The organism is Stenotrophomonas sp. 3diitr2024, from assembly GCF_042136455.1.
GTDB classification, from domain to species: domain Bacteria; phylum Pseudomonadota; class Gammaproteobacteria; order Xanthomonadales; family Xanthomonadaceae; genus Stenotrophomonas; species Stenotrophomonas sepilia.
Genome location: NZ_JBHHMJ010000702.1, coordinates 1 through 26,879, shown reverse-complemented (window position 1 = coordinate 26,879; position 26,879 = coordinate 1). Strand labels below are relative to the sequence as shown.

Sequence of the window (26,879 nt, the reverse complement as noted above, 5' to 3'; positions counted from 1 at the left end):
GATGCGCAGATTCTGGCCCAATCTGCTTGGCAACCAGCTGGTCTGGGTGTGCGCCGTGGCCGGCGCCGGGCGCGGCTGGCAGTGGCCGGCGTTGCTGGCAGCCTCTCTCTACATCGGCAGCCAGCTGCTGACGTCGCCGCAACCACGGCTGGATCTTCGGTTGATGGTGTTGGCACTGGCCTGCGCATGGCTGGTCGACGCCAGTGCTGCCGCCAGCGGCACCGTGCGCTACGCCGCCGCCCCGCTGGGCTGGGTGCCGCCTCCCTGGATCATGGCGCTGTGGGCCGCGTTCGCGATGACGCTGACCACCTCGATGCGCTTCCTGCTGCGCCACCCTGCCTTGCCGGCCCTGTTCGGCCTGCTGTTGGCACCGCTGGCCTACCTCTCCGCAGCGCGCGGTTTCGATGCGATCCGCTTCGCCGCACCCACGTGGCAGGGCCTGCTGGTGCTGGGCGCGGGCTGGTGCATCGCGCTTTCGCTGCTGTGCGTCACCGCTCGTCGCGGCTCTCGCACCACCCCGCCCTCCCTGGCTGGAGCATCGCCATGATCAATCTGCTGTGGGTGCTGCTGTACGCCGTGCTGGTGATGAGCTGGGGCTGGGCCTGGCAACGCCGCCACCAGAACATCGGCGTCGTCGACGTGCTCTGGGCCAAGGGCGTGGGTGCCTCGGCCCTGCTGCTGGCGCTGCTCGGCGATGGCGCGCTGTTGCCCCGGATTGCGTTGGGCCTGCTCGGCGGCCTGTGGGGCAGCCGGTTGGCGCTGCACCTGTGGCGCCGGGTCCGTAGCGAACCCGAAGACGGGCGCTACCGCTATCTGCGCGAACACTGGCAGAGCCACCAGGGCAAGATCTTTGGCTTCTTCATGGCGCAGGCGCTGCTGGTCGTGCTGTTCGCCCTGCCCTTCGTTGCGGTGGCAGCCAATCCCCATGCTGGCCTGACACCGTGGACAGTCGCCGCAGCACTGGCCTGGCTGTTGAGCGTCGGCGGCGAGAGCCTGGCCGACCGCCAGCTCGCACGTTTCCGCGCCGACCCGGCGAACAAGGGCCGCACTTGCCGCGAGGGGCTCTGGCGTTATTCACGCCACCCCAACTACTTCTTCGAGTGGCTGCACTGGTTCACCTATGTGCTGCTCGCCGTCGGTTCCCCCCTGTGGTGGCTGGCGTGGGCCGGGCCGCTGCTGATGTATCTGTTCCTGCGCTATCTCAGCGGCATCCCCTTCACCGAGAAGCAGGCGTTGCGCAGCCGAGGCGACGACTACCGTGCCTACCAGCGCAGCACGCCTATGTTCTTTCCCTGGTTCCCCCGTTCTTCCAAGGAGCATTCCGCATGAGCGCGATCCCGTCACTGAATCCGGCCGAAGATGCGGAAACCGGGCTGATCGCCTGGGCCGAACGCGGGCTGGTTCCCGATGCGGCGCTGCGTGCCGGCATCCGGCGCCTGTGCGCGCAACGCCTGCATGAGGAATCGGCGGGAGGTATCGAGGCACAGTCCGCGCGCTTCAGCCGTCGCATCGCAGAACTGACCGACAGTCCGCTCGCATTGCATACCGACGCGGCCAACCGCCAACACTACGAAGTTCCCGCGGCATTCTTCCAGGCCTGCCTGGGCAAGCGGCTGAAGTACAGCAGCTGCTACTACCCCACCGGGCGCGAAACGCTGGACCAGGCCGAGGAGGCGATGCTGGAACTGTATGGCCAGCGTGCCGGACTTGCCGACGGCCAGCAGATTCTCGAACTGGGCTGTGGCTGGGGTTCGCTGACCCTGTGGATGGCCGAACGCTATCGGCAGGCCAACATCACTGCGGTGTCCAACTCGCACAGCCAGCGCCAGCACATCATGGCGCAATGCCAGGCCAGGGGCCTGCACAACGTCGAGGTACTGACCTGCGACGTCAACCAGCTTGAGCTGCCCACGGCACGCTTCGATCGCTGTGTCTCGGTGGAAATGTTCGAACATGTGCGCAATTACCAGCGACTGCTGGCGCACATCGCGCAGTGGCTGAAGCCCGACGGCGCGCTGTTCGTGCACATCTTCGCCCATCGCACGCTGATGTACCCGTTCGAGACCGAGGGCGGCGACAACTGGATGGGCCGTCATTTCTTCACCGGTGGACTGATGCCGGCCGCCGACACGCTGCTGCATTTCCAGCGCGACCTGCGACTCGATCAGCGCTGGCTGCTGGACGGCACCCACTACCAGCGCACCGCCGACCATTGGCTGGCCAACCAGGATGCGGCCCGCGAGGCGGTGATGCCGGTACTGGTCGCAACCTACGGCCAGGCCGCGGCGAAGATCTGGTGGCAGCGCTGGCGCATGTTCTGGATGGCCTGCGCCGAGCTGTTCGGCTACGACGATGGCCAGCAGTGGCTGGTTGCCCACTATCTGTTCCGTCCCCGTTGAGGTGTGACATGCGCATGCGCTCCCTGCTTCCCCTGCTGGCCTTGAGCCTGTTCGGTTCCGGCTGCAGTTCCAGCGATACCCGTCCCCTGCCCCGCCCGCCCTCGGTGGACGTGCCGCGCTTCATGGGCGACTGGTATGTGATCGCCCACATACCCTCATGGCCGGAGCGCGAGGCCTTCGACGCGGTTGAGAGCTATGCACTGCGGCCGGACGGGCGCATCCAGACGACCTTCACCTATCGCAAGGGCAGTTTCGACGCCCCGCAGAAGTCGATGCACCCGGTTGGCCGGGTGGAGAAGAACGGCAATGGCGCGATCTGGGGCATGCAGTTCGTCTGGCCGATCCAGGCTGAGTATGTGATTGCCTGGCTGGACGACGACTATGGCCAGACCATCGTCGCACGCAGCAAGCGCGACTATGTCTGGTACATGGCGCGTACCCCGCAGGTGTCGGACAGCGACTACCAGCACGCCGTGGAGCGCATCGCGGCCATGGGCTACGACACCGGCAGGCTCAGGCGCGTACCTCAGTCGGTGCGATAGATCGCCAACCGCCCACCACTCGGCTCGCGGGTGACCAGGCACTTCGGCGTGACGCGTCACATTAATACCCCCCTCGAAGGGTGCCGGCAGCCCTGCAACCCAGGCCACCTGTACCCAGCGAGAGCGCGCCAGGACACTGCGTCCACACGGCTTTCAACCTGACGATACGTCCAGCCCATGGATCAGCTCTTATCGATGGAGCTCATACATCGATCTTTAGGAATAGTCGTAAAAACGCAACAAATTCGATGTTCGACGCGACAGCGGCGCCAGAATGGCGGCCACGCCCACGGGCGCTGACCACCTCCCGCGCATGAATGGATTTCCTGCACCGCGCCGGCTTCGCCTGGCGCTCCTGGACGACCATGAAGTCGTCCGTCGCGGCACCGCCCTGCACCTGTCAGGCGATCTCCGGTTCGACATCGTCGCCAGCCATGGTTGCAGCGGTGCGCTGATCGACAGCCTGCACCGCTTGCCCGTGGATGTGGCCATCATCGATCTCACGCTCGCCCGTGGCGACCTGGGCGGCATCGAGCTGGTTACGCTGCTCTGTCGCGAATTCCCGCGCACACCAATGCTGGCCTTCGCCACGCTCTCTCCCACCACGAATCTCAACAGCCTGATCGATGCCGGACTCGGTGGGTTCGTCAGCAAGGCCGAACCCCTTGCGGCATTGTCCGACGCCATCGTGCGCGTCTTCCAGGGCCTGATCCGGATTCCGCCGGACGTCAGGCTGGCCGGTGATCGTGGCGAGCTCAGCCGCAACGAGCGGGAGGTACTGGAGCTGCTGCTGGAAGGCCTGACCGTATCGGAGATCGCGCTGCGCCGGCACCGCAGCATCAAGACCGTCAGCACACAGAAGGTCGCGGTGCTGCGCAAGCTGGGATTGCGCAGCGATGTGGAGATCTATGCGCTGCGTGAACGGCTGGAGTCTCCGTGAGGCGCCATGCGCCATTGCGCCCGTGCCTGCTGATCCTCGGGTTGCTGGTGCTGCTTCTCCTTCCCGCTGCGTCGGCGGAAGATATCCGGTCACCACGCTGGCTGCCGGGCAGCAGCGTGCGGGTCTCCACCGCCCCGTCCCTACGCCCCGCGCCCGCGGCGATGGCCGATCCGTCATCACCGCCGACGCTCGCCCATGGCTACGCCAACCTGGTGGCGCGTCACGCCCAACTCAGCTTCCTGGAACAGCCCTACCCGACGACCGCCGCATCAATCCTCGCTGTGTGCCATCACGAGGCCGACCTGGTCATGGTGTTTGGCGGTGCGAGACACCAGAAGCTGCCCTGCCCCGACCTTGCCGCGTCCAGCCGCTTCCGGGGTGGCGCCACTCTGCTGGCAGGGCGCGCCGGCGAATGGCTGCCACGGGAGATACGCGAGCTCGACGGCCGGGTCGTAGCCGTGGTTGAAGGCGGGCCCTACGCCGGCTGGCTGCGCGCGCATCACCCTCAGATCCGGCTGCAGCCCCTGCCTGATCGGTACGCAGCATTGGCGGCAGTGCAATCCGGCGTGGCCGACGTGGCGATTGGCCTGGAATCCACGCTGCGCCCGCTGGTTCGACGCCATTTCAACGGCAGCCTGCGCCTGCAGCCATTCGACAGCGACTTCTCCACCGACCTCTACCTGCTCGTCCGCCAGGAAGACCAGCAGCTGCTTGAACGCATCGGACAGGCATTACGGGAGATCACACTCGAGGAGCATGCGAGCCTGCTCCACCTGTGGGCAGGCCAGACCCTGCCAGCAGCGGCGGGAAACGCACTGGACTGGATGCAGGCCTCGCCCCCGCGCGGCTGGCTGTTGCTGGCCCCTCTGCTGGTCGCCCTGCTGCTGTGGCCCATGACCCGTCACCTGCGGGTACGGGGCGACCGCCGCAGCGCGCAGGCCATCGGGATGATCAGTCACGAGATGCGCAATTCTGCGCAGGCCGTACTGGCCTCGATCGAGCTGCTTGGACAATCGGCACTGCCGAAAGGCGAGCGCGATCTGCTCGCCGCTGCCAGCAGCGCCAGCCAATCCCTGCGCGGCCTGTTGAATCGCGCACTGGATTTTTCGCGTCTCGCCAGCGGCTCTTTCAGGCCGCATGCACAAGCCTGTGATGCGACCCAGCTTTGCCGGCAGGCACTGGAGGCCATTCGGCCACAGGCGCAACGGAAAGGGCTGCAACTGCATCTTGATGCCCCGGCCGAACCTTCGCCGATCATTCTGGTAGACAGTGATGCGCTACGCCAGATTGCCAGCAATCTGCTGGCCAATGCGGTGAAGTTCAGTGATATCGGCGGCATCGAGCTGCGCCTGCAACTGCTTCCAGCAGCGCGGCCGCAGGAGCTGCTGATGGAGGTGATCGACAGCGGGATCGGGATCGCGCCAGCACAGGTAGCCGAACTGTTCCAGCCTTTCCGTCAAGGCAGCGAGGGGCATCAGCGTGGCGGTAGTGGCCTCGGGCTTTCCATTGCACGCGAGCTGGCGCGTGCGATGGGAGGCGATCTGACCGTGCACAGCGTCCTCGGTCGCGGCAGCCGCTTCATCCTGCGCCTGCCGGTGTGCGCAGCTGACTCTGCCGAGAGTGTCCGGGACATGCCCGTGGAGGGCACGCCACTGACCGGGCTGCAACTGCTGCTGGTGGAGGACCACGCACTCAATCGCCACGTCATTGCTGAACAGTTGCGGCGCTGGGGCGCCGAGGTATGTGCCCTGGAAGATGCGGCCAGCGCGCTGGCCGAACAGATACGCCACCCCCGCCCTGCCGCGTTGATCGACATCGGGCTGCGTGGCATCGATGGCTACGCATTGGCACGCGAACTGCGCGCCCGTAACGGGCATCCGCTCCGCCTGATCGCCTTGTCCGCCCGCACCGGGCGAGGTCACCACGCACGTTGCCGTCACTCGAGTTTCGATGCGGTGCTGGCCAAGCCGTTGCGCGCCGCCGAACTGCTCGCTGCGCTGGGCATTCCGGCGCCGGAGAGCGTGGACGCACTTGAGCAGGTGACTGAAATGGACGCGGCCTACAGCGCCGACATCTGCGATGAACTCAGCAGGATCGAGCGGATTGTCGATCGTGCAGACGCATCGGCGCTCGGTCATCACGCGCACCGATTGCAGGGCGCGCTACAGATGCTGGGTCAATGCGAGCACGCCGCCGTCGCGGCCGAGCTGGTCGATCTGGCGCAGGACGCCACGCCGGACTGGACCGACGCACGGCGCCTGCTGGGCGTACTGCAGGCCGGACAGGGCGCCCGCGTCGCGGGAACCCTGCCCACCCCCTTGATCACGCGGCCAGGCGCTCGACCTGGCGACGGGTCAGGTCATTGAAGCGACCCAGCGACATCAGGTGCTGGTGGATCAGTGCCAGCCAGCCACTGCGGTGCCACTCGACCACGGTTGCTTCCGGCAGCGCGACGAACTTCTCGACGTCCACGACCAGGAAGCCGTTGAGGTTGAACTCCCGGCCATCCGGGATACGCACGGTGGCGTTGCGCTCCACCAGCAGGCCGTTGTCGACCAGGGCCTTGGAGAAAGCCTGGGTCTGTTCGTGTTCGCGGGTGTACTGGCCGCAGAATTCCAGGGCCTGCTGCACCATCTCGGTGGCCTTGCCGTCAACGAACAGCGGCTGGCCTTCCTCGCCCCCCTTGACCACGCGCGGGCTCTCTTCGTCGATGCCCAGCAGGAAATCATTCTCCGCACCGGTGTCGATGAAGATGAAGGGGTGGCGGCGCAGGTAGGCGGGAATGTAGGCCTCGTCTTCCCACAGGCCATCCTTGATGAACAGGTTCTGGTCGGACACGCCCACGGCAGCCATCGGAACCGCGCTCGGGCCGGCAAACAGGATCGGGAAGTGGTGCAGGGCCAGCGAGAACTCGCCCAGCACCAGCGGAATGGCATTGTTGCCGGCGGCGAACTCCAGCTTGCCCGGCAGGATGCGCAGATCGGCATGCACATCGGCCTGCAGCGGCACCGGGCGGGTATAGAACAGGGGGGCGCCGCTCGGCGCCGCTTCGGTGGTGGTGTCGCTGGTGGTGGTCATGTTGGGAACCGTTCGATCATGCGCGCCTGCCATCCCGGGCACGCCAGCGGGAACAACCTGAATCCCGCATTATCAACAAGCTCGATGACAACGGCCACCCCACCGGCGAACTATTTCAGCTGCAGGGGGTAGCGCTGCCAGAGTACGTGGACCAGGAAACCGGCCAGCTCGGTGTCGCGGGCACTGACCGCCGCACGGATCTTGTCCAGCAGCACCATGTCGCTGCAGGAACGCACGTCGGCATGATTGGCCTGCCCTGCCCTGCGCGCACGATAGCGCGCCGCCCGCTGCGCATCGCTCATCGCGTACCCGAACTTGGGCGGACGACCGCGCTTGCGCGGCAGGGTCAGCTCCAAGGTTCCGGGGTCTTTGTCATCACGCATGAGAGGGGTGCGGGCGGCGGCGAGCAACGGGGGGTGCGCAATTTATCGTGAGGCATCACTTTAATCCAGCTTTTTCTGCGAATTTGTTGCAGCGCAATGCAAACGTTCGCACACCGATGCGGCCTCATCCACGCATGGTGTGGATACGGAACCCACCGCAATGCAAAGAGGGAGCCCGCGAACGGGCTCCCCTCACCTTGCCTATGCCGCGCGTACTGGCTCATAGCCGTGCAGGTGCGCCTCACTGCTGGCCCGCCCCTGGCTGAGCGAACGCAGCGAGGTGGTGTAACCCACCAGCTGCGCCAGTGGCGCGAAACCACTGACCTCGGCACGACCGTCCTGGTCCTCGATGCGGGCGATGCGGCCATGGCGCCGGTTGAGGTCGCCGACCACATCACCCACCGACGCCGACGGCGAATGCACCGTCACCGCCATCACCGGCTCCAGCAGCTGCGTGCCACCCTCGGCCAGCGCCGCCTTGATCGCCTCGGCGCCTGCGCGATGGAATGCCATCTCCGAAGAGTCCTTGGCATGGGTCTGGCCATCGACAAGACTGACCTCGATGCCGACCACCGGATGTCCCTGCGGACCTTCCGACAGCGCAGCACGCACGCCCTTTTCCACCGCCGCGATGAAGCTGCGCGGCACCACGCCACCGACGATGCGGTCGTTGAACACGACAAGGTCGTCGTCGCGCGGCGTCACATCCAGCACCACGTGCGCGAACTGGCCCTGGCCACCGGTCTGCTTGACCAGCCGCCCGACGACACCGGTCATCGGGCGCATCGGCGTCTCCTGGTAGGCCACGCGTGGCGCACCTACGGCCACGTCGACCTTCCATTCGCTGCGCAGGCGCTCGACCATCACTTCCAAGTGCAGCTCGCCCATGCCCCAGACCAGGGTTTCACCCGTTTCCCGGTCCGTTTCCACACGGAACGAGGGGTCTTCCTGGGCCAGGCTGGCCAGGCCCTGCGCCATCCGGATCAGGTCCGCCGCACGCGCCGGCTCCAACCGCCAGGCCAGCACCGGCGCCTGGGCCTGGATGTTCTCCAGCCGCAGCGGTTGCGCACGGCTGCTCAGCGTCTCGCCACTGACCGCATCCTTCCAGCCCAGTACCGCGACGATGTCACCGGCCACGGCCTGCTCGATGTCATGGGTCTGGTCGGCCTGCACCCGCACCAGGCGACTGACACGCCGCCCTTGCGGATGCTGCGAACTGGCCACCGCGTCGCCCACCTTCAAGGTGCCCGAGTACAGCCGCACGAAGCTCAGCGCGCCGTGCTGCTGGTGGGTGATCTTGAACAGCAGGCCTGCCAGTGGACCGTCCGGATCCGGCGGCAGCATCACCTCGCCCTCATCGCTTTCGGCGCTGACAGCAGGGCGATCCAGCGGCGACGGCAGGTAATCGACCACGGCATCCAGCAGCGTCTCGATGCCCTTGTCCTTGAACGCAGCACCGGCCAGCACAGGCACGCCTGCACCCGCCAGCGTCGCCCGGCGGATTGCCGCGCGCAGCATATCGGCACCAATCACGCGAGCTTCCAGCCAGGCATCGGCCAGTTCTTCGTCATGATCGGCCACGGCTTCGACCAGCGCATCGCGCTGGGCCTGCCATTGGGCGCGCGCCGCTTCGTCCCACGGGGTCACCGTGGTTGCGCCGCCTTCCTGCCACTGCAGCATGCGCTCATCGACCAGATCGACCCAGCCATTGAAGCTGCTTTCGCTGCCCAACGGCACGCCCAGCGCCCACGGCCGCGCGCGCAGCTTGTCCTGCAGCTGCTCCAGCACGCGCTCAAACGAAGCGCCTACGCGGTCCATCTTGTTGACGAAAGCGATCAGCGGCACGCGATGGCGACGCGCCTGGCGCCACACCGTCTCGGACTGCGGCTGCACGCCATCCACGGCCGAGAACACCGCCACGGCGCCGTCGAGTACCCGCAGGGATCGCTCGACTTCGATGGCGAAGTCGATGTGGCCGGGGGTGTCGATCAGGGTCAATCGATGCGCCGGCAGATCACGCGGTGCCCACTGCGCCTGCACGGCGGCCGCGCCAATGGTGATGCCACGTTCGCGCTCGATCGCCGAGAAGTCGGTGGTCGCATTGCCGTCGTGCACTTCGCCGACGCGATGGATCTCGCCGCTTTTCCACAGCAGGCGTTCGGTCAGCGTGGTCTTGCCGGCGTCGATGTGGGCAATGATGCCAAGGTTGCGACGGCGGGAAAGGACTTGGGTGTTCATGAGATAGGTTCCTGCAAAGCCAACGATGGGGGCCGCGCACCCCGGTTGGCGACAGGGTGCGCGGCTAGCGTTCGGTCTCGGCGATCTGGTGCATGGCACGTTCTCCTTGCGGTACGTCGGGTTAGGGAAATGAAACTGCAGAAACGAAAAGAGCGCCCCGAAGGGCGCTCTGTGGATGATCCAGCGATAGCCGCTTCAGCGGCCCTGTGGAGCTCCAGGCAGACACGCCCATTCCGCGCTTGCGCGGGTCAGGGTGAAAAACTTCAGGAGCGGCATCCGGTTCATGGGGCGCATTCTAGACCTGCCAATCTGGCGCGCAAGTGAATATTGCGCACATAAATGGAACGATGAGGCCGACAACGATAGGGGTCAGATCCCTTTGCCCCTGGCAAAGGGATCTGACCCCTGGCAGCCCTCACTTGCAGCCGTGCAGCTTGCGCGCCTCGGCCACTGTTGCAGGCTGGTCATCTCCCATCGACATCCAGCCCTTCAACGAAATCGCCGGGTCCACGTGCGGCAGCCGTGGGCCACCATGAATCACGACCTCGATCCAGCTCCCCACCGGCGCCAGCTCGGACAGGCGTGCCGCCTGATCATCTTCGGTGCTGAATGTGTCGTCCGGGCCCGCCGGCGGCGTGGTATTCACGGTTTCCGTCTTACGGGTCCGGACCCGAAGAGCACCATCCGGCAGCCGCTGACTGATCACGTCGTAGCGCTCGATACCGTATGCCCAGCTGTTCTCGCCAACACTGCGGGTCTCGCTACCGTCATCCGCCACGGTTACCACCTCGCCGGCCGGCCCGACAACGCCCGCGACAGCCCCCAAGCCGGACATCAGTGCCTGATAGACGATCATCTGCCGCTGCTCGGTAGTCAGCGCCCCGGCCTTGAGCTTGGCGGCAGGAATCTGCAGGTACGCCGCTTCACTGCAAAGCACAAGTACCTGCTGGTCGTCCCAGCTCACCGACATTTCCTCGTTGGCAAAGTACTGCGTCTTCATCGACGTCACTGCGGCACCGTCGCCACTGGAATGCCGGGTTTCGATCAGCGAGGCATTCTCGGCCGCGTTGGCCAGCGAAACCTGGGAGGTCGACGCTGCATGGGCTGCGCAAACGGAAGCAATCATCGCGGCAAGCAGCACGCTGCGGGTAACGGTGCGGAACATGGCGTCAGTCCATTGAAGAAAGCGAAGCCTCCATGATACCCGGAGCAACCTGGCGGACGTTCGCTCAGGTCACCACCACCAGCGGCACCCCACGACGCGGATGCTCCAGCACCACTACATCCTGCTGGTACACGCGCTGCAGGTTGTCCTCGGTCAACACCTGCAATGGCGTTCCGTCGGCCGCCACGCCACCCTGCTCCAGCAGCACGATACGGTCGGCATAGCCGGCCGCCAGATTGAGGTCGTGCAGGACCACGATCACGCACGCACCGGCTTGTGCACAGGCACGCACACTGCGCAGCGTGCGCTCCTGATGGCGCAGATCCAGCGCAGCAGTAGGCTCATCCAGCAGCAGCAATGGCGTGTCCTGTGCCAGCACGCGCGCGAACGTGGTCCGGGCGGACTCACCGCCGGACAGCTGCTGCACCTCGCGCAGGCGCAGGGCCTGCAGTTCGGCGGCATCGATGGCAGCTTCCACCTGCGCGTCGTCCACACGCGGATCCGGCGGATGCGGCAACCGTCCCATCGCCACCACTTCTTCCACGCTGAAGGCAAAGCGCACGCCGTGCTCCTGCGGCATTACCGCGCGCTCGCGCGCCAGCGGCCCTGCCTTGTAGCTGGCCAGCGGCCTGCCCAACAGGCTCACCTCGCCCGCATCGGCGCGCAGGTCGCCGGCCGCGACCGCCAACAGCGTGGACTTGCCCGCACCGTTCGGGCCCACCAGCGCGGTCACCGTACCCGGTTCGAACGCCAAGGAAATGCCGTGCAGGATCTCGCGTTGCTGGCGGCGCACCACCACCTCGTGCAGCTTCAACAGCACACTCATGGCACCGCCTTGCGGCGCTGCTGCAGCACCAGCCAGAGGAAGAACGGCGCACCCAGCGCCGCCGAGAACAGGCCCAGCGGAATCTCAGCGGGTGGATCCAGCGTGCGCGCCGCGGTATCCGCCACTACGATCAGCACTGCACCCAGCAGGCCGGACAACGGCAGCAACCAGCGATGGCCGGGACCCACCAGCAGGCGCGCCACGTGCGGCACCACCAGGCCGACGAAGCTGATCGAGCCCGCAAACGCCACCGCCGCCCCCACCAGCAGCGCGCTGAACGCCACCAGTCGGCGCCGCGTGCGGGTCACATCCAGCCCCAGATGCTGGGCCTGGCGCTCGCCCAGCGCCAGCATGTCCAGCGGCGTTGCCAATCGTTGCAATGCGAACACGCCAATCGCAAACAGCGGCACCACCGCCACCACATCGGCCCAGTTGGCACGTGCCAGCGAGCCCATCTGCCAGAACACCAGCGACTGCAGTTCGCTTTCGCTTGCGATATAGGTGAGAAAACCGATCAGCGCCGAACAGAACGCCGCCATCGCGATACCGACCAGCAGCAGCGTCGCATTGCCACTGCCCTTGCCCGGCCGCGCCAGCGCATAGGTCAGGCCGATGGCCAGGGCGCCACCGACGAAGGCGGCAACCGGCACCAGCCAACCGGCGGCACCGGCAGCGCCGAGAACAATGGCAGCCACTGCACCCAGCGCAGCACCCTGGCTGACACCGACGATGCCGGGGTCGGCCAACGGATTGCCGAACAGGCCCTGCAGGCTGGCACCGGCCATCGCCAACGACGCACCGACCATCGCGCCCAACAGGGCACGCGGAATACGCAGCTGCCAGACCACCGCCAGATCGCGGCTGCTGACCGCCTGCGGATCAAGCAGGCCCAGCTTCACCGCCAGCGCCTGCATCACCTCCAGCGGTGGCAACCGCAGCGGGCCCACGGCGAACGACGCCAGCACCGCCCCCAGCAGGGCCAGCAAGGCCATCATCAACATCGCCCGCCCGCGACGGCGGCGCCGATCCGCCGGACTCATGCCTTCGGCAACGCTGCCAGGGCCTTGGCCAGCGCCAGCGCGCCCGCACCAGAACCCACGCTGGTGTACTTCAGCTGCACATCCGGCATCACCCAGACCCGGTTGGCCTGCCCGGCCGGGGTCTGCTTCAGCGTCGGGTACGCCTTCCACAGGCCATCGGCACCGCCGAACAGCTGCAGGTCGTGCTCGGTCACCAGGATCACTTCCGGTGCCGCCGCGACCACGCCCTCGTTGCTCAGCTGCGAGTAGTTCTTCACCCCGGCCTCGGTGCCGATGTTGATGCCGCCGGCCAGGGCGATCAGCTGCGCCGAGGCGCTGTCGGCACCCGCAACGGTGGGCGAGCCGCCAGCGCCGGTCGCCGATACGTGGATCAGTCGTGGCGCATGGCCCAGGCCCTTGCCAATCGCTGCAGCCTCGTCGAGCTGGCGCTGCACCTGCGTGGCCAGTGTTTGCCCCGCTTCGGCCAGCCCTAGTGCCGCAGCGACCTTGCGCACCTTGTCTGGCGCCGGCTGCAGGTCATCGATGACCACCGCCGGCTCGCCCACCTCGCGCAGCTTTTTCGCCAGCTCGGTGTGGCGGCGCAGGCTGTTGCCGAGGAACAGCGAGCCCTGCAGGCTCAGCACGCCTTCCACGCCCGTGGTGCGGTTGAACAGGAACTGGTGCGGGGCAGCCAGGCCGGCCTGGGTGGTGGTGTTGGTTGGCGCAGCGAATACCTGCTTGCCCAGTCCCAGCGCCTCGATCACCGCGATGACGTCGTCACCACCGGCAATGATCCGGCTGGTGTCGGACACTTCAATGTCAGCACCGTCATCGGAATGCACTTTGGCCGGCAGCACGGCCCTCTGTTCATGCACCGCTGGCATCTCGGCACCGGCCACGCGCTGCCAGCCTGCCGGCAACGCGGTTTCGGCAGCAGCTGTTGCGGCAGGCGGCTCGGCAGTCTTGTGGCCATCAGACGGCGTTGACGAGCCACTGCAGGCGGCCAGCGCCAGCGAAACAGCCAACGGAAGCGCACACGGGCGCAGACGGGACGCGATGTTCATGGACGTTCTCCTTGCTGGCAGGGCGACGCGCACGCCGCCCTGCCCTGTGACTTACTGCTTCGGGGTGATGCGGGTGATGCGATCACCCTTCGGATCTTCGGCGCCACGTGACTTGTTCACCGCGAACACGTTGCCCTTGCCGTCGGCACGCACATGGTTCGGAAGGGTGCCGCCATCGAGGTTGGCCACCACCTTGCCGTCGCCGTTCACCACAGTGATCGTACCGGCGCCACGGTTGCTGACATAGGCCAGGCCGGAGGCATCATCGAAGGCGACGTTCAGCGCGCCGGCGCCGACCGGCACGTCATGCAGCACCTTGCCGGAAGCCACATCGACGATCAGCAGGTTGTCGGTGCCCTGCGAGGCCACGTACAGGCGGTTGCGTGCTGCGTCGAAGGCCACGCCAGAGGCGCTGATCGAATTGCCCAGGTCGATGACCTTGTCGACCTTGCCGCTGGCCACATCGATCACCGCCGCTTCCGGCGTGCCGATGCTGACGGTGAACAGCTTGCCGCCCTTCTCGTCCAGCACCAGGCTCATCGGGGTGAACTTGCCGTCATCCACGCTGGATTCCAGCGTCACCTGCGGCAGTTCCTTGAACGTCTTCGCATCGAACACCGACAGGTGGTCCTCACCCGTGGCCGAAGCGAACACCTTGCCGTGGGTGCCGTCGACCACCACGTCGCGCGCATGCGGCACGGTGTCGACAGGGAACTGGTGGACCAGCGAGAGGTTCTTCTGGCGATAGACCGCAATCGAATTCTGGCGGGTATTGGTCACCCAGACATTGCCATTGGCGTCATCCACGCCCACACCGTAGACCGCATAGACCGCGCCGTTGGTGCTGCCCGGCACCTGCGCCGGGGTGATCGCCCTGGTTACCTTCAGGGTCTTCGGGTCCAGCTTCAGCAGCTGCGACTGGGTCACCGGCGGGCGGCCCACGGCCGAGGTGACGAACACCGCGTTGCTGGCGGCGCTGTAGGCGGACTGGTACAGACCGGGCACCAGCTTGTTGGACTGGGTGGCGAACTGCGCCTGGCCGGACAGCGGCAGTTGCGGCGACACGCGCAGCTTCAGCACGGTGGCTGCAGCCGGCTGGCTGGCGCGCACCACCACCGGGTGGGTGCCCGGCACCGCGTCGGTCGGAATGCTCAGCTGGGTCTTGAAGTTGCCATCGGCATCGACCACCACCGGCTGTGCGTTGAGCACGCTGTCGCCACGCAGCAGGCTGACCTTCTGGCCCGGCACGAAGCCACGGCCGACCACGTCGGCGGTGCTGCCGGGAATCACGTTCTCACCGCGCGAGACGACCTCACCCTTGAAGGTGGCGTTGGCCGGCTGATCGAACACCGGCTGCGCGGTGGCGGTCACCACCAGCAGCAGGCCGGCGGCGAGAGAGGTAAGGCGGAAAGACGGATGGAACGACATGGCAGGCTCCTTGCACACGTAGGCCGCGCCACGTGGCGCGGGATTCATCGGTTGCCTGGGCCGCTGCACGCCGGCAGCCTCGCCTGGGTAGTGGGGTCGCACGGCAGCGCGTGCGAAGGGATTCACTCGGCGGCGCTGTCACCGCCATTGGGCACGCCATCGCCGGCGCTGCGGTCGGTCACGCCGTACAACTCATGCAGCGCGGCATGGAACGACGCGGGCAGCATCGGGCCATGGCCGAGGCCGTCGAACTCGCGGTACTGCACGCTCAGGCCCGGCACCTTGCCCAGCCGCTCGGACAACTGCATCGCCGCATCCGGGGTGGCGCCACTGATCCGGCGCAGGTGCGCAACCACGCGCGGGTTGCTCATATCGCGCTTGCCGCGATCACCGACGCGCTCGGCGCCGCCCAGCATCAGCCAGAGCTTGGCCGGCTGGCCGTGCACGTTCTGCACGAACTGCTGCTCTGGATCACCCAGCGCCGCGCCCTGGCTCCACCACAGCGACGGACTGGCTGCCAGATAGGACTGGAACGCGGCAGGTCGCGTGTACAGCGCATTGAGCACGAATAGCCCGCCCAGCGAATGGCCCCACAGCGCCTGCTGCTGCGTATCGATGCGTGCGCGACGCTCGACTTCCGGCTTGATGCGGCGCTCGATCACATCCAGGAAAGCCGCAGCGCCGCCGCCGACGGCCTGGGTCGTGCCGCTCTCGTCGTCGGCACGGTCGATCCACGCGGTGTAGTCGCGGGTACGCGCCCTGGAATCGATGCGCAGGTCGTTGTCGTAGCCGATCAGCACCAGTACCGGCGGTGCCTTGCGCGCAGCCAGCTCGGCCAGCAGCCGCTGGTCCAGCACCATGGCCACGGCATTGCCATCCAGCGCGTACAGCACCGGGGATGGGGTCTTGCCGGCCTTGGCCGGGATCGCCAGGTTCACCCGCCAACGGCGCTGCTGGTCCGGGCTGTCCACCACGAAACGCTCGAAGCGATAGCTGGCCGCCGGCTCGTCGAGCACGGTGTGGCCGATCTTCTGCAGCGGATTACGCTGCTGCGCATGGGCGTAAGGAGTGGCCAGGAGCAGACCCATCATCATGGCAGCCAGGCCACGGGCCAATGGGCCACGGCGCGAAGGCAGGACGAAAAGCTTCATCAGTGGCGGCAGGAGCGGCCAAGGCCGCCGGTTCTCAGAGGACCGCAGTCTACCTTAAACGCGAATGATTATCACATCGATCAAATGTCACGCTGTGTATCACGCGCGCGATGCATTCATTTTCCCGGTTGCGCCGGAAACACCGGATCCACTATTTTGCCGGGCAGCGGGGCGCAGGAGCGCCCTTCCCTCGCAGGGCTGCGGATGGATGGGCAATCGAGTCGCCGGCCGCGCCCTGTCCTTTGCCAAACCCATCCACGCATGGCGTGGATCTACTGACCACCATCCACGGGAATGAATCCCGTGACTGCGAGAACACCTTGAAGCGCACCGCCTTGATCGCCCTTTCCCTCGGCCTGCTTGCACCGCTGGCCGCCCATGCCGCACAGGATCTGCCAACGCTCTACCAGGCCTTTGAAGAGGCCGGCAATTCGTCACTGGGCATGGAAGAACTCAACCAGACGGTGACATTCACTGCCGTCGCCCTGGGCGTCTCCAGCAACCTGGCGGGCGAGCCGCTGATCGAGGCCGGCGACGACCAGGGCAATGTCCTGGCCCGGCTGACCAGCGACGACGAGCACCAGGCGGCCAAGCTGGGCGCGCTGGAAGAAGGCGCGACTTTCACCGCAAGCTGCACGCTGCAGTTCAGCTCGGGAACGGACTACCTTTCCTTCGGCGACTGCAGCATCAAGTAAGAAAGAAGCCGGCGAAACGCCGGCTTCGTTTTCCCGCCCTGTAGAAGTCGAGCCATGCTCGACTCACGCAGTCTCACGGCCCCGCAGGCACCGGGCCGTAGACGTTCTCCTGCGGTGTACCTGGCAGCAGCGCGAACACGAAGATCACCAGGCCACCGAACGGAACGAAGGCCAGCAGGTACATCCAGCCCGACTGGTTGCAGTCGTGCAGTCGGCGCACGGTGACGGCGATGACCGGCACGAACGTGGCCAGCCAGAACACGACGAACAGGATGATCGACGCGATGCCCAGCACGTCGGACTGCATCACCAGCCCGGCGATGAGCGGCACCATCAGCACGGCGGAGACGATCAACAGGAACAGCTGGAACATCCAGTACTCGCGACGGTTGGCACGACCCTCGAACTGGGCATAACGCTTCAACGGCAGAATCATTTCCTGCACGGCATCAATCCTTGAAAAAGCAGCCGCGCAGTGTGCCAAAGGAGCGCCCGCAGGACAATGTGGTGACGAACCACACTCGACTGCCATTACCCCTGTAGCGCCGAGCCATGCCCGGCTGCTGCTTCCGCAGGTGCTGCTGGGTCGGTCCAGAGCGGAGTCGAGCATCGCTCGATGCTACATAAGCCAGCTCAACGGCCGTTCGCGGCCCTCGCCGCCTCACGTTCGGCGCGCAGCCGATCAAGCTTTTCCTTCAGCTTGATTTCCAGGCCACGCGGCACCGGGTTGTAGTACACGCGCTCGCCCATCGCATCCGGGAAACCGGTCTGGTCCAGCGCGATGCCGCCTTCGGCGTCGTGGTCGTACTGGTACTCGGCGCCGTAGCCGAGCTCCTTCATCAGCTTGGTCGGCGCATTGCGCAGGTGCAGCGGCACCTCTTCGGTACCGCTCTGGCGCACGTCGGCCTTGGCCTGGTTGAACGCGGCATAGCCCGCGTTCGACTTGGCGGTGCTGGCCAGGTACAGCACCAGCTGGGCGAACGCGAGCTCGCCTTCCGGGCTGCCGAGCCGCTCGTAGATGTCCCAGGCTTCCAGCGCCATGCTCTGCGCGCGCGGATCGGCCAGGCCGATGTCCTCGATCGCCATGCGGGTCAGTCGACGTGCCAGGTAGGATGGATCGCAACCGCCATCGAGCATGCGGGTCAGCCAGTACAGCGCGGCATCCGGATTGGAACTGCGTACCGACTTGTGCAGCGCTGAGATCTGGTCGTAGAACTGCTCGCCGCCCTTGTCGAAGCGGCGGGTACGATCGGCCAGCACCTGGGTCAGGGTCTGCGGGGTGATGCGACCCCCTTCCCCACCCGCCAGTTCGGCGGCGATTTCAAGAAGGGTCAGTGCGCGGCGCACGTCACCATCAGCGGCAGTGGCGATTTCCAGCAGCAGCTCGGGCGCAACCTCGATACCCTCCTCGCCCAGGCCGCGTTCGCGGTCGCCCAGCGCGCGTTCCAGCGCTTCGACGATATCGGTTGGCGATACCGCTTCCAGCACGTGCACGCGGCAACGCGACAGCAGCGCCGAATTCAGCTCGAACGATGGATTCTCGGTGGTGGCACCGACGAACAGGATCGTGCCGCGCTCGATGTGCGGCAGGAAGGCATCCTGCTGCGCCTTGTTGAAGCGATGCACCTCGTCCACGAACAGCACGGTGCGCCGGCCCTCGGCGAACCGTTGCGCAGCCTCGGCCAGCACCTGGCGCACCTCCGGCAAGCCGGACAGCACCGCGGAGATGGCACGGAACTCGGCATCGGAGTACTCGGCCAGCAGCAGTGACAGCGTGGTCTTGCCGCAGCCCGGCGGCCCCCACAGGATCATCGAATGCACGCGCCCGGATTCGACGGCGCGACGCAGCGCACTGTCCGGCGCCAGCAGGCGCTTCTGCCCGACCATTTCGTCAAGGGTGCGCGGGCGCATGCGCTCGGCCAGCGGGCGCAGATGTTCCCGATCAACGCTCAGCAGATCGGGGCCGGGGAAGGAAGTTGAACGATGTCTTGCCACCCGCACATTGTACCGCGACAAGGTGACGACGATTCCGGTAGTGCCGGCCGCTGGCCGGCAACCCCAGAATCTGTCGGAAATGAGCCGTAGCTGCGCAAGCACCTCGTCGATAAGTCACTGATTCAACAGGAATCCATACTGGGCAGTTCCGCCTACTGTTTCCAGCGACTGAAAATTCGAGAGACCCAGCCATCCAGGACCCAAGCGTGCGCGATCCCGAATCCAATCTCCTTGAGTTCATTGCTGGCTGCGCTGTCGACGAGGACATCTACTATCTGGCTGCCGCCCTTGGCCCCGGGCATGACTACTACGACCCGGATCCCGGCCCACCCACCCGCATGTTCGTCTTTGGCCGCACCCCCAAAGAGGAGTGGTTCTACCATGACCTGCAGGACTTCCAGGTCATGTCCACAGAGCTTGTCCCAGAGGAAGAAGGCGGTCGCCCCCGTCGTGTGCTTGCGCTGGATTTCTATGGGCAGCTGGAAGATTACTCCCGTGCTGGGGCCACGATCGAGTACGTCTCGGCTGAAGGCGCCGACTTCCCCGGAGGTCTTACCCGTTTGCGACTGCTGGGCGACGCCCTTTTCTGCGCGGGCACAAGAGGACAGATCCATCATCGGGGCGACGGCGGATGGCGGCAGCTTCCAACCCAATTCGCGACTGCCTTCTGCGAGGAGGACGAAGACGAGTCGGATCTGGACGACTTCGACAGTTGGCTCGAAGATGTCGGCCACCTGCTCGAACTGGGCGATGCTCCCGCACTTCCTCGAGATCCGATGGAACGCGACGCAGAGCTTCGCCGGAGATTCGCCGATTGGCGCGCCCACATGATCCATGTCCGGGAGGATGAGCGATTCAACCAGCTACTCGCTGAGTTCCGCGTGGGCAGCGTGAACGACCTCTGCGGAACGGGCTTTGCTGACCTCTACGCAATCGGCTCCCAAGGCCTGATTGCGCACTGGGATGGCTCGAGCTGGACCGTGCCCGAGCAAGTCACTACTGCGGAGCTGTTTCATGCCTGCAGGACCGACGAGGGCCGCCTCGTCTTTGTAGGCATGGACGGCACCATCGTTACGGGCGACATCTCCACTGGATTCGAGTGCTTGCACCACGACGTCAGCGAAGGCATCAACTTCAACTCTGCGTGCCAGTACAAGCAACAGGTTTACATCGGCTCGGAGAATGGCGGCCTCTACGTCTACAGTCTAGAAACCGGCGCAGTTGAACCGTTGCTGGAAGGCATCCCCGAAGAACTGAGAGATGCAACGATTATTGATATCAGTTCCGTCGGTAGCGTGCTCTGGGTGCTGACGCCCTGGGACCTGATTCGATTTGACGGCACCGCGTGGCAGGTGATCGTTCATCCAGACAACGGATGAGCCAGCCGGAAGCATGTCGACCAAGGGTGACACCCACCAAGGCGGTGCCGGTTGGTACCCACCAGAGCAGGCAGCGCCAGGCTATGCCCGTTGAATCAGGTCGCACGGGTGGTAGTGCCGGCCGCTGGCCGGCAGATCAAAATTGCGTCAACCAAGGTTGACACCCACCAAGGCGGTGCCGGTTGACACCCACCGGAGCAGGTGGCGCCGGGTCATGCCCGGCATCCTCGGTCAATTACCGATGACGTCCGTGCCCTTCGGCGGGGTGAAGCTGAAGGTGCCGGCAGCAAAGCCTGGATTGCGCTTCCAGCCACTGAAGCTGATCACGGTGCGCTGTCCGACCGCGTCGGTGATCTCCATCTTGGCCAGGCCCTGGGCATTGAAGCCCAGCGCGGCGTACTGGAAGCTGGCTTCGGTCTCGCGCTTCGGCGACAGCGACAGCCACTGCAGGCCATCACGCTGCGCAGCCTCTTCACTGACGTCGTACTGCTGTTCCAGCAGCGCCGGGTTGATCAGCGCGGTCAGCGGGCTGTTCTGCTCTTCCTTGCCCTGCTCGCGCACGGTGGCCTGCTCCAGGTCCGGCTCGTACATCCAGACTTTTTTACCGTCGGCCACGATCAGCTGTTCGTGCGGGCGCACGTATTCCCAGCGGAACAGGCGCGGCGCCGACAGGGCCACGCGGCCACTGGTCGATTCCTTCACCTTGCCGCGGCTGTCGAACACCTGCTGGCTGAACTGGCCATCCAGGCCCTTCAGGCCACTGGTGAAAGTCTTCAGGTCATCGCGGGCACCGGCCCAGGCACTGCCGGCAGCGGCACAGGCGACGGCCAGGGTAGTCGTGGCAAGGAAACGGCGGAAGCGGAAGTTCATGCGGAAATCCTGTGGGCGCGGGCGCCAGGAAAGGTGGTTGCCAGTGTGCCCGGGGGAAGATGAATGGGCGATCAGGGCGACATTATGCCGCCCTGAACGTCCATCGGCGATTCAGCCGCCAGATGCCGGCAGCTTGCCGTACAGCACCTGGCCGCGGAAGCCGCGACGCACTTCGCGGTACAGCGCGCGGAACGCCGGATAGTCCTGCGACTGGCACAGCGCCTCGGGGCCACGCACCGCGTTCTGCTGCAAGCGGTGGTGCACGATCACCTCCTGGCCCTCGCGGCTCCAGTCCACCCGGTATTCGCCAGCGGCATTGGTAAAGCGCTGGCTGGCCGGAATGGCGATGATCGGCGCATTGGCCGGGAACTGCAGGCGATAGGTTTCCTCGCGCAGGCTGGCATTGCAGTAGAACGGCGTCTCGTTGGCCGGCGCCGAGGCGGTGGCGTACAAGCCACGCACCGACTCGCCACCCGGCGGGTCCGGCACGGCCATGCCGCCGGCCACGCTGAAGTCGGCGTAGTCCTCGGCCTGGAAGGCCATGCGGTAGCCGAACGGCCGGGTCAGGTCGACCGGTACGCCCTGGATCTGCAGCTGCCCTCGCCCATCGAAACCTGAGGCGGCCATGATCTGCTCCTCAGCGCGCGCACGGTTCTGCGCGTTGAGCTGTGAGAACTGCGCGCGCATGCCGATCTCGGCGTTCTCGCCCAGCTTCGGAATCGTTTCGCCGCGCAGGTTGCCGTTGGCATCAAACGTAAAACGCACTTCCATCGACGTCGCATTGCGCTCCGGCGTATTGGCCGGGGTACGCGCCAGCGTAGCGTCCCGGGTACGCATCACCGGCGCACCCAGGTCACCTTCCGGCAGCTGCCCGAAGCGTGCCCACGCGGTGGTCGAATCCAGGTAAAGATCAAACTCGGGGATATAGGTGATGGCGTGGTTGAAGCGGCCCAGCACCGGAATCTTCGGCAGCGTCGGGCCGCCCCCCGCACCGATCAGCACCGGCGAGCTGGCGATACCCTTGGCCGCCAGCAGCGCCTCGAGGATCGTCACGTGGTCCTTGCAGTCACCATAGTGATTGTCGAGGATGCTCTGCGCGCTGTTCGGCTCCAGGCCGCCGTTGCCCAGGTACACCGCCACATAGCGGATGTTCTGCGCGACCCAGCGATACAGCGCATCAGCCTGTTCGCGGCGGTCGCTGATGCCGGCGGTGATCTCATCAGCGAGCGCCTGCAGCGCCGGGGTCACCTGGGCCGCCGGGCCCGCCTTGAGCTGGTAGGCGCGCCCCATCTGCGACCAGTCACGATACGTGCTGGCCATGATGTTCGGGCCGAACTCCCAGCCCGCCGCCGACCAGTTCTGCGCCGGCATCGCCTCGCGGCGCTGGTAGCGCCAGCGCCATTGCGCCTGGCCATTCTTCACTGTCGGCCGGTCACTGCCCTGCACGCCGCGGCTGTCGACGAACATCGGCAGGTTGGCCGGCGCACTCAGGGTGACCTCGGCGTCCTCGTACTCGGTGAAGACGTTGAAGGTCTCCCACAGGCCGAAATAGCCCGGGAAGTACGGCGTAGCCTGGGTGCGACGCACCTGGTAGTACAGGCGCGTGCCCGGGGCCAGGTTCGGGAACACGATCACCCGCACCTTGCGGTCGGCATACATCGCCGCCGAGGCGCTGGAGTAGCTTTCCTGGGTGTAGATGCGGTCGGCCGGCACGTCGCGGCGCTGGCCGTCGGCGGTGATGGTGTAGGCGCCAAGCACCTCCAGCGTTTCCATCTTCTCGCTGTAGCTCAGCCGCACCTGGCTGAACTGCTCGACCGAGGCCTTGGTCTTGAGCAGGACTTCGTAGGTTTCGGTCTGCACATTGCCCGCATCGGGCCGCACCTGGTAGTCGGCGCGGTAACGGACAATGCTGAAATTATTGCTGGCTTCGGTATCGCCGCTGGTGGAAGGCGGCGCCGTGGCGGGCGCGGAGGTGGCGGTTTCTGCCAGTGCCGGGCCGGCAGCCATCAGGGCAGCCAGCGCCAGCGCCAGCGCGCTTGGTACGGGGTGAAGCATGCGTCGGTTCCTTGGACGTCGTGGGGGATACGTCGGGTCTTACTTCGGCGGCGGCGGTGCCAGCACCGTGCGGTCGCCGTTGTGCTCGGGCGGGCTGACCACGCCGGCCGCTTCCATGGCCTCGATCAGTCGCGCTGCACGGTTGTAGCCGATCTTCAGCCGGCGCTGCACGCCGGAAATCGAGGCACGGCGGGTCTCGGTGACCACCCGCAGCGCTTCGTCATACAGCGGGTCGGACTCGTCGCCGGCCGCACTGGTCTCGGGCAGGCCAGTGGCGCCGACGACCACGCCGTCGCCCATCGTCTGCACTTCGTCCAGCACGCCGTCGACATAGTCGGCCGGGCCCATCGCCTTGAGGTGCTCGACCACGCGATGTACTTCGTCGTCGGACACGAACGCACCATGCACGCGCTCGGGCAGCGCAGTACCCGGCGGCAGGTACAGCATGTCGCCGTGGCCCAGCAGGGTCTCCGCGCCAGACTGGTCGAGAATGGTGCGCGAGTCGATCTTGGAGCTGACCTGGAAGGCGATGCGGGTCGGGATGTTGGCCTTGATCAGGCCGGTGATCACATCCACCGACGGGCGCTGCGTGGCCAGGATCAGGTGGATGCCAGCCGCACGCGCCTTCTGTGCCAGGCGCGCGATCAGCTCTTCCACCTTCTTGCCGACGATCATCATCATGTCGGCGAATTCGTCGATGAAGATGACGACGAACGGCAGCGTTTCCAGCGGACGCGGCGCCTCGCCCAGCTCCGGGTTCGGCTTGAACAGCGGATCCATCAGCGGCTGGCCGGCGTCCTGGGCTTCCTTCACCTTCTTGTTGAAGCCAGCCAGGTTGCGCACACCCACCGCGCTCATCAGCTTGTAGCGGCGCTCCATCTCGGCCACGCACCAGCGCAGGCCGTTGGCGGCCTCCTTCATGTCGGTAACCACCGGCGCCAGCAGGTGCGGAATGCCTTGGTAGACGCTCAGCTCGAGCATCTTCGGGTCGATCATCAGCATCCGCAGGTCTTTCGGCGACGCCTTGAACAGCAGGCTCAACACCATCGCGTTGACCGCCACCGACTTGCCCGAACCGGTCGTACCGGCCACCAGCAGGTGCGGCATGCGCGCCAGGTCGGCCACGGTCGGGCGGCCGGCGATGTCCTTGCCCAGCGCCAGGGTCAGCACGCTGGCCGATTTGTCATATTCCTTCGAGCGCAGCAGCTCGGACAGGAAGATCATCTCGCGGGTGACGTTGGGAATTTCCAGGCCGATCACCGACTTGCCCGGAATGACGTCGACCACGCGCACCGACTTCACCGACAGGCCACGCGCGATGTCCTTGTCCAGCGAACTGATCTGGCTGACCTTGATGCCCGGTGCCGGCTCGATCTCGAAGCGGGTGATGACCGGGCCAGGGTTGGCGCCGACCACCTGCGCATCGATGCGGAAGTCCTTCAGCTTGAACTCGATCTGCCGCGACAGGGTCTCCAGTGTCTCTTCGTCGTAGCCCTTCGGCTGTGGCTTGGGATCATCCAGCAGCGCCAGCGGCGGCAGGTCGGAACCATCGCCGTTGACGCCACGGAACATCGGAATCTGGGTATCGCGCTTGGCGCGATCACTCTTCTCGATCACCGGCTCAGGGCGCGGTTCGATCTTTACCGGCTCGCGCTTGGCGCGCACCTCGGCGTCGGCCTTGCGCACTTCCTGGCGCTCCTCGCGCATCACCCGGGTCTGCTTCCACTCGCTGACTTCTTCCTTCTTGCGCTCCAGCAGCGGTGCCAGCGACATTACGCCACGGCCGATCTTCTCCATCACCGTGAACCAGGACAGCCCGGTGGCCAGGGTGATCGAGGCCAGCAGCAATACCAGCACGAACAGGTTCGCGCCCAGCGCACCGAAGCCCACCGTGAGCGAATTGCCCACCAGCTTGCCGAGAATGCCGCCGGCACTGGCGACATCGCCACTGAACAGGCGCACGTGCAGGAAGCCCGTGCCGGCGATCAGGAAACCGACCAGACCGACCAGGCGCAGCGCCGGGTCCAGATCGTTCTCGCCCTTGCTCTCGCGCTTGAGGCCGAACATGGCGATCCACGCCAGTGCGCCGAGCACCACCGGCAACAGGAAAGCGATGTAGCCGAACAGCTGCAGCAGCACGTCGGCAATCCAGGCCCCGGCGCGGCCGCCGAGGTTATGCACCGGCGCGACCACGCTGCCGGTATGCGACCAGCCCGGATCCGTGGCTGAATAGGTGAACAGACTGGCCGCCAGGTACAGCAGGGCCGGCGCGATGGCGATCAGGCCCAGATCGCGCCAGAGGCGCTGGCGGCGTGGATTGTCGGTCGTCGCCGCCGCGGCCGTGCGACGTGACGCCTTGCTGTCGTCCGACTTGGAGCGTTCAGGGACCTGCTTCGCCACCTTAGACCATACCTTTGGAATGCGCTGTTAGTGATTGATAATAAATGAGACGGCGTCAGTTTTCAGTTATGCGACGTCGGGCAAGGCAATCCGAGGCCCGGAACCACCGCTGGATGACGGCGTTCTGTTCATCGGCTTGAATCACCCTGCCCCAGCCGCCACTCTATGAGCAGCCATGGATGCTGCGCAAACATCGCCAGCGCCTTGTCCCATCTACCTTTTCGCGAGTTTACATGAGCACCAGCCTGCCCTCCCGCCACCAGCGCCTCGTCATCCTCGGTTCCGGCCCGGCCGGTTGGACCGCCGCCGTCTACGCCGCCCGTGCCAACCTGAAGCCGGTCGTCATCACCGGCCTGCAGCAGGGTGGCCAGCTGATGACCACCACCGAGGTGGACAACTGGCCGGGTGACGCCCACGGCCTGATGGGCCCGGACCTGATGGCGCGCATGCAGGCGCACGCCGAGCGCTTCGAGACCGAGGTCATCTTCGACCATATCCACACCGCCGACCTGTCGCAGCGCCCGTTCAAGCTGATCGGCGACAGTCACGAGTACACCTGCGACGCGCTGATCATCGCCACTGGCGCCACCGCCAAATACCTGGGCATCCCGACCGAAGAGACCTTCAAGGGCCGCGGCGTCTCCGCCTGCGCCACCTGTGACGGCTTCTTCTACCGCGACCAGGACGTGGTCGTGGTCGGTGGCGGCAACACCGCCGTGGAAGAGGCGCTGTACCTGTCCAACATCGCCCGCAAGGTCTACCTGGTCCACCGCCGCGACACCCTGAAGGCGGAGAAGATCATGCAGGACAAGCTGTTCAGGAAGGTCGCCGAAGGCAAGATCGAGACCGTCTGGCACCACCAGGTGGAGGAAGTGCTGGGCAACGATGCCGGCGTGACCGGCGTTCGCGTGAAGTCCACCCTGGACGGCAGCACCCGCGACATCGACGCACACGGTTTCTTCGTGGCCATCGGCCACCATCCGAACACGACCTTGTTCGACGGCCAGCTGGCGATGAACAACGGCTACCTGGAAATCCGCTCGGGCCTGGGCGGCAACGCCACCCAGACCTCGGTGGAAGGCGTGTTCGCCGCCGGCGACGTAGCCGACCAGCACTACCGCCAGGCGATCACCTCGGCCGGCTTCGGCTGCATGGCCGCACTGGTGCAGGCGCAGGTACGGGCCGACCACGATGACCGAACGGCCCGAGTAGTCGACGCGCTTGCCGAGCAGGTTCTGGCGGAAGCGGCCCT

The 26,879-nt window shown here is 66.0% G+C and carries 22 protein-coding genes and 1 pseudogene; 9 read left to right on the top strand and 14 right to left on the bottom strand.

Going from position 1 to position 26,879, the window contains the following annotated elements; genetic code table 11:
• The first annotated feature begins 1 nt into the window (after position 1).
• The 6 genes from ABGA94_RS18165 (at position 2) to ABGA94_RS18140 (ending at position 6,247) form a co-directional block, all read left to right on the top strand.
• Entirely contained in the window at positions 2 to 547 is a 546-nt protein-coding gene (locus tag ABGA94_RS18165) for a DUF2878 domain-containing protein (protein WP_188247395.1), read from the top strand.
• The gene (locus tag ABGA94_RS18160; protein WP_134955168.1) at positions 544 to 1,329 is read left to right on the top strand and encodes a DUF1295 domain-containing protein; all 786 of its coding nucleotides are present in this window, start codon (positions 544 to 546) and stop codon (positions 1,327 to 1,329) included. The genes ABGA94_RS18165 and ABGA94_RS18160 overlap by 4 nt, the downstream gene beginning before the upstream one ends.
• On the top strand, positions 1,326 to 2,399 hold the full coding sequence (locus ABGA94_RS18155) for a cyclopropane-fatty-acyl-phospholipid synthase family protein (RefSeq protein ID WP_134955169.1): 1,074 nt from the start codon (positions 1,326 to 1,328) through the stop codon (positions 2,397 to 2,399). The genes ABGA94_RS18160 and ABGA94_RS18155 overlap by 4 nt, the downstream gene beginning before the upstream one ends.
• Positions 2,400 to 2,407: 8 nt before the next feature.
• A complete protein-coding gene (locus ABGA94_RS18150) occupies positions 2,408 to 2,941 on the top strand; it encodes a lipocalin family protein (RefSeq protein WP_134955170.1) in 534 nt (177 codons plus the stop codon).
• Positions 2,942 to 3,254: 313 nt separating this feature from the next.
• The gene (locus ABGA94_RS18145) at positions 3,255 to 3,881 is read left to right on the top strand and encodes a response regulator transcription factor (RefSeq protein WP_053496660.1); all 627 of its coding nucleotides are present in this window, start codon (positions 3,255 to 3,257) and stop codon (positions 3,879 to 3,881) included.
• Positions 3,878 to 6,247, top strand: coding sequence for an ATP-binding protein (locus ABGA94_RS18140; protein WP_375367876.1), 2,370 nt, complete (start codon positions 3,878 to 3,880; stop codon positions 6,245 to 6,247). Before ABGA94_RS18145 ends, ABGA94_RS18140 begins: the two co-directional genes overlap by 4 nt.
• Here the strand turns inward: ABGA94_RS18140 and ABGA94_RS18135 are convergent.
• The 9 genes from ABGA94_RS18135 to ABGA94_RS18095 form a co-directional block, all read right to left on the bottom strand.
• Entirely contained in the window at positions 6,204 to 6,959 is a 756-nt protein-coding gene (locus tag ABGA94_RS18135; protein WP_053496662.1) for a SapC family protein, read from the bottom strand. The two genes, ABGA94_RS18140 and ABGA94_RS18135, sit on opposite strands and share 44 nt — an antisense overlap.
• A gap of 110 nt (positions 6,960 to 7,069) precedes the next feature.
• Positions 7,070 to 7,342: a hypothetical protein gene (locus ABGA94_RS18130; RefSeq protein ID WP_005409616.1), complete on the bottom strand. Its 273-nt coding sequence runs from the start codon at positions 7,340 to 7,342 to the stop codon at positions 7,070 to 7,072.
• A gap of 201 nt (positions 7,343 to 7,543) precedes the next feature.
• Positions 7,544 to 9,580: an elongation factor G gene (fusA, locus tag ABGA94_RS18125; RefSeq protein ID WP_197599021.1), complete on the bottom strand. Its 2,037-nt coding sequence runs from the start codon at positions 9,578 to 9,580 to the stop codon at positions 7,544 to 7,546.
• A gap of 415 nt (positions 9,581 to 9,995) precedes the next feature.
• Positions 9,996 to 10,745 carry a hypothetical protein gene (locus ABGA94_RS18120; protein ID WP_069138580.1) on the bottom strand — a complete coding sequence of 250 codons (750 nt, stop codon included), beginning with the start codon at positions 10,743 to 10,745 and terminating at the stop codon, positions 9,996 to 9,998.
• 64 nt (positions 10,746 to 10,809) lie between these two features.
• Entirely contained in the window at positions 10,810 to 11,571 is a 762-nt protein-coding gene (locus ABGA94_RS18115) for a heme ABC transporter ATP-binding protein (protein WP_065178576.1), read from the bottom strand.
• Positions 11,568 to 12,611, bottom strand: coding sequence for an iron ABC transporter permease (locus tag ABGA94_RS18110; RefSeq protein ID WP_069138581.1), 1,044 nt, complete (start codon positions 12,609 to 12,611; stop codon positions 11,568 to 11,570). Before ABGA94_RS18110 ends, ABGA94_RS18115 begins: the two co-directional genes overlap by 4 nt.
• On the bottom strand, positions 12,608 to 13,654 hold the full coding sequence (locus ABGA94_RS18105) for a hemin ABC transporter substrate-binding protein (protein WP_065178574.1): 1,047 nt from the start codon (positions 13,652 to 13,654) through the stop codon (positions 12,608 to 12,610). Before ABGA94_RS18105 ends, ABGA94_RS18110 begins: the two co-directional genes overlap by 4 nt.
• Positions 13,655 to 13,705: 51 nt before the next feature.
• Positions 13,706 to 15,082 (bottom strand): YncE family protein, encoded by a 1,377-nt coding sequence (locus ABGA94_RS18100; RefSeq protein WP_197599022.1) that lies wholly within the window; start codon positions 15,080 to 15,082, stop codon positions 13,706 to 13,708.
• A gap of 122 nt (positions 15,083 to 15,204) precedes the next feature.
• Entirely contained in the window at positions 15,205 to 16,233 is a 1,029-nt protein-coding gene (locus ABGA94_RS18095; RefSeq protein ID WP_197599023.1) for an alpha/beta hydrolase, read from the bottom strand.
• Positions 16,234 to 16,553: 320 nt separating this feature from the next.
• Here ABGA94_RS18095 and ABGA94_RS18090 point away from each other — a divergent pair, with 320 nt between their 5' ends.
• Positions 16,554 to 16,928, top strand: coding sequence for a hypothetical protein (locus ABGA94_RS18090; RefSeq protein ID WP_005416493.1), 375 nt, complete (start codon positions 16,554 to 16,556; stop codon positions 16,926 to 16,928).
• Between the two features lie 73 nt (positions 16,929 to 17,001).
• On the opposite strand, the gene ABGA94_RS18085 is transcribed toward ABGA94_RS18090, so the two are convergent.
• Both ABGA94_RS18085 and ABGA94_RS18080 read right to left on the bottom strand, forming a co-directional pair.
• The gene (locus tag ABGA94_RS18085) at positions 17,002 to 17,373 is read right to left on the bottom strand and encodes a DUF805 domain-containing protein (RefSeq protein WP_026346975.1); all 372 of its coding nucleotides are present in this window, start codon (positions 17,371 to 17,373) and stop codon (positions 17,002 to 17,004) included.
• A 188-nt stretch (positions 17,374 to 17,561) separates the two neighbouring features.
• Entirely contained in the window at positions 17,562 to 18,839 is a 1,278-nt protein-coding gene (locus ABGA94_RS18080) for a replication-associated recombination protein A (RefSeq protein WP_242014726.1), read from the bottom strand.
• Positions 18,840 to 19,129: 290 nt separating this feature from the next.
• On the opposite strand from ABGA94_RS18080, the gene ABGA94_RS18075 reads away from it, so the two are divergent.
• A complete protein-coding gene (locus ABGA94_RS18075; protein WP_134955176.1) occupies positions 19,130 to 20,302 on the top strand; it encodes a hypothetical protein in 1,173 nt (390 codons plus the stop codon).
• Positions 20,303 to 20,533: 231 nt separating this feature from the next.
• Here the strand turns inward: ABGA94_RS18075 and lolA are convergent, their stop codons facing one another.
• The 3 genes from lolA to ABGA94_RS18060 form a co-directional block, all read right to left on the bottom strand.
• Positions 20,534 to 21,172, bottom strand: a complete 639-nt coding sequence (gene lolA / locus ABGA94_RS18070) for an outer membrane lipoprotein chaperone LolA (protein ID WP_005413289.1) — start codon at positions 21,170 to 21,172, stop codon at positions 20,534 to 20,536.
• Positions 21,173 to 21,283: 111 nt separating this feature from the next.
• Positions 21,284 to 23,227, bottom strand: coding sequence for a DUF3857 domain-containing protein (locus ABGA94_RS18065; RefSeq protein ID WP_375367875.1), 1,944 nt, complete (start codon positions 23,225 to 23,227; stop codon positions 21,284 to 21,286).
• Positions 23,228 to 23,266: 39 nt separating this feature from the next.
• Positions 23,267 to 25,627 (bottom strand): DNA translocase FtsK 4TM domain-containing protein, encoded by a 2,361-nt coding sequence (locus ABGA94_RS18060; protein ID WP_188247389.1) that lies wholly within the window; start codon positions 25,625 to 25,627, stop codon positions 23,267 to 23,269.
• A gap of 233 nt (positions 25,628 to 25,860) precedes the next feature.
• Between ABGA94_RS18060 and trxB the strand changes: the two are divergent.
• Positions 25,861 to 26,790 (top strand): annotated as a pseudogene (trxB, locus tag ABGA94_RS18055) (thioredoxin-disulfide reductase); the annotation flags it as partial.
• Positions 26,791 to 26,879 lie beyond the last annotated feature (89 nt).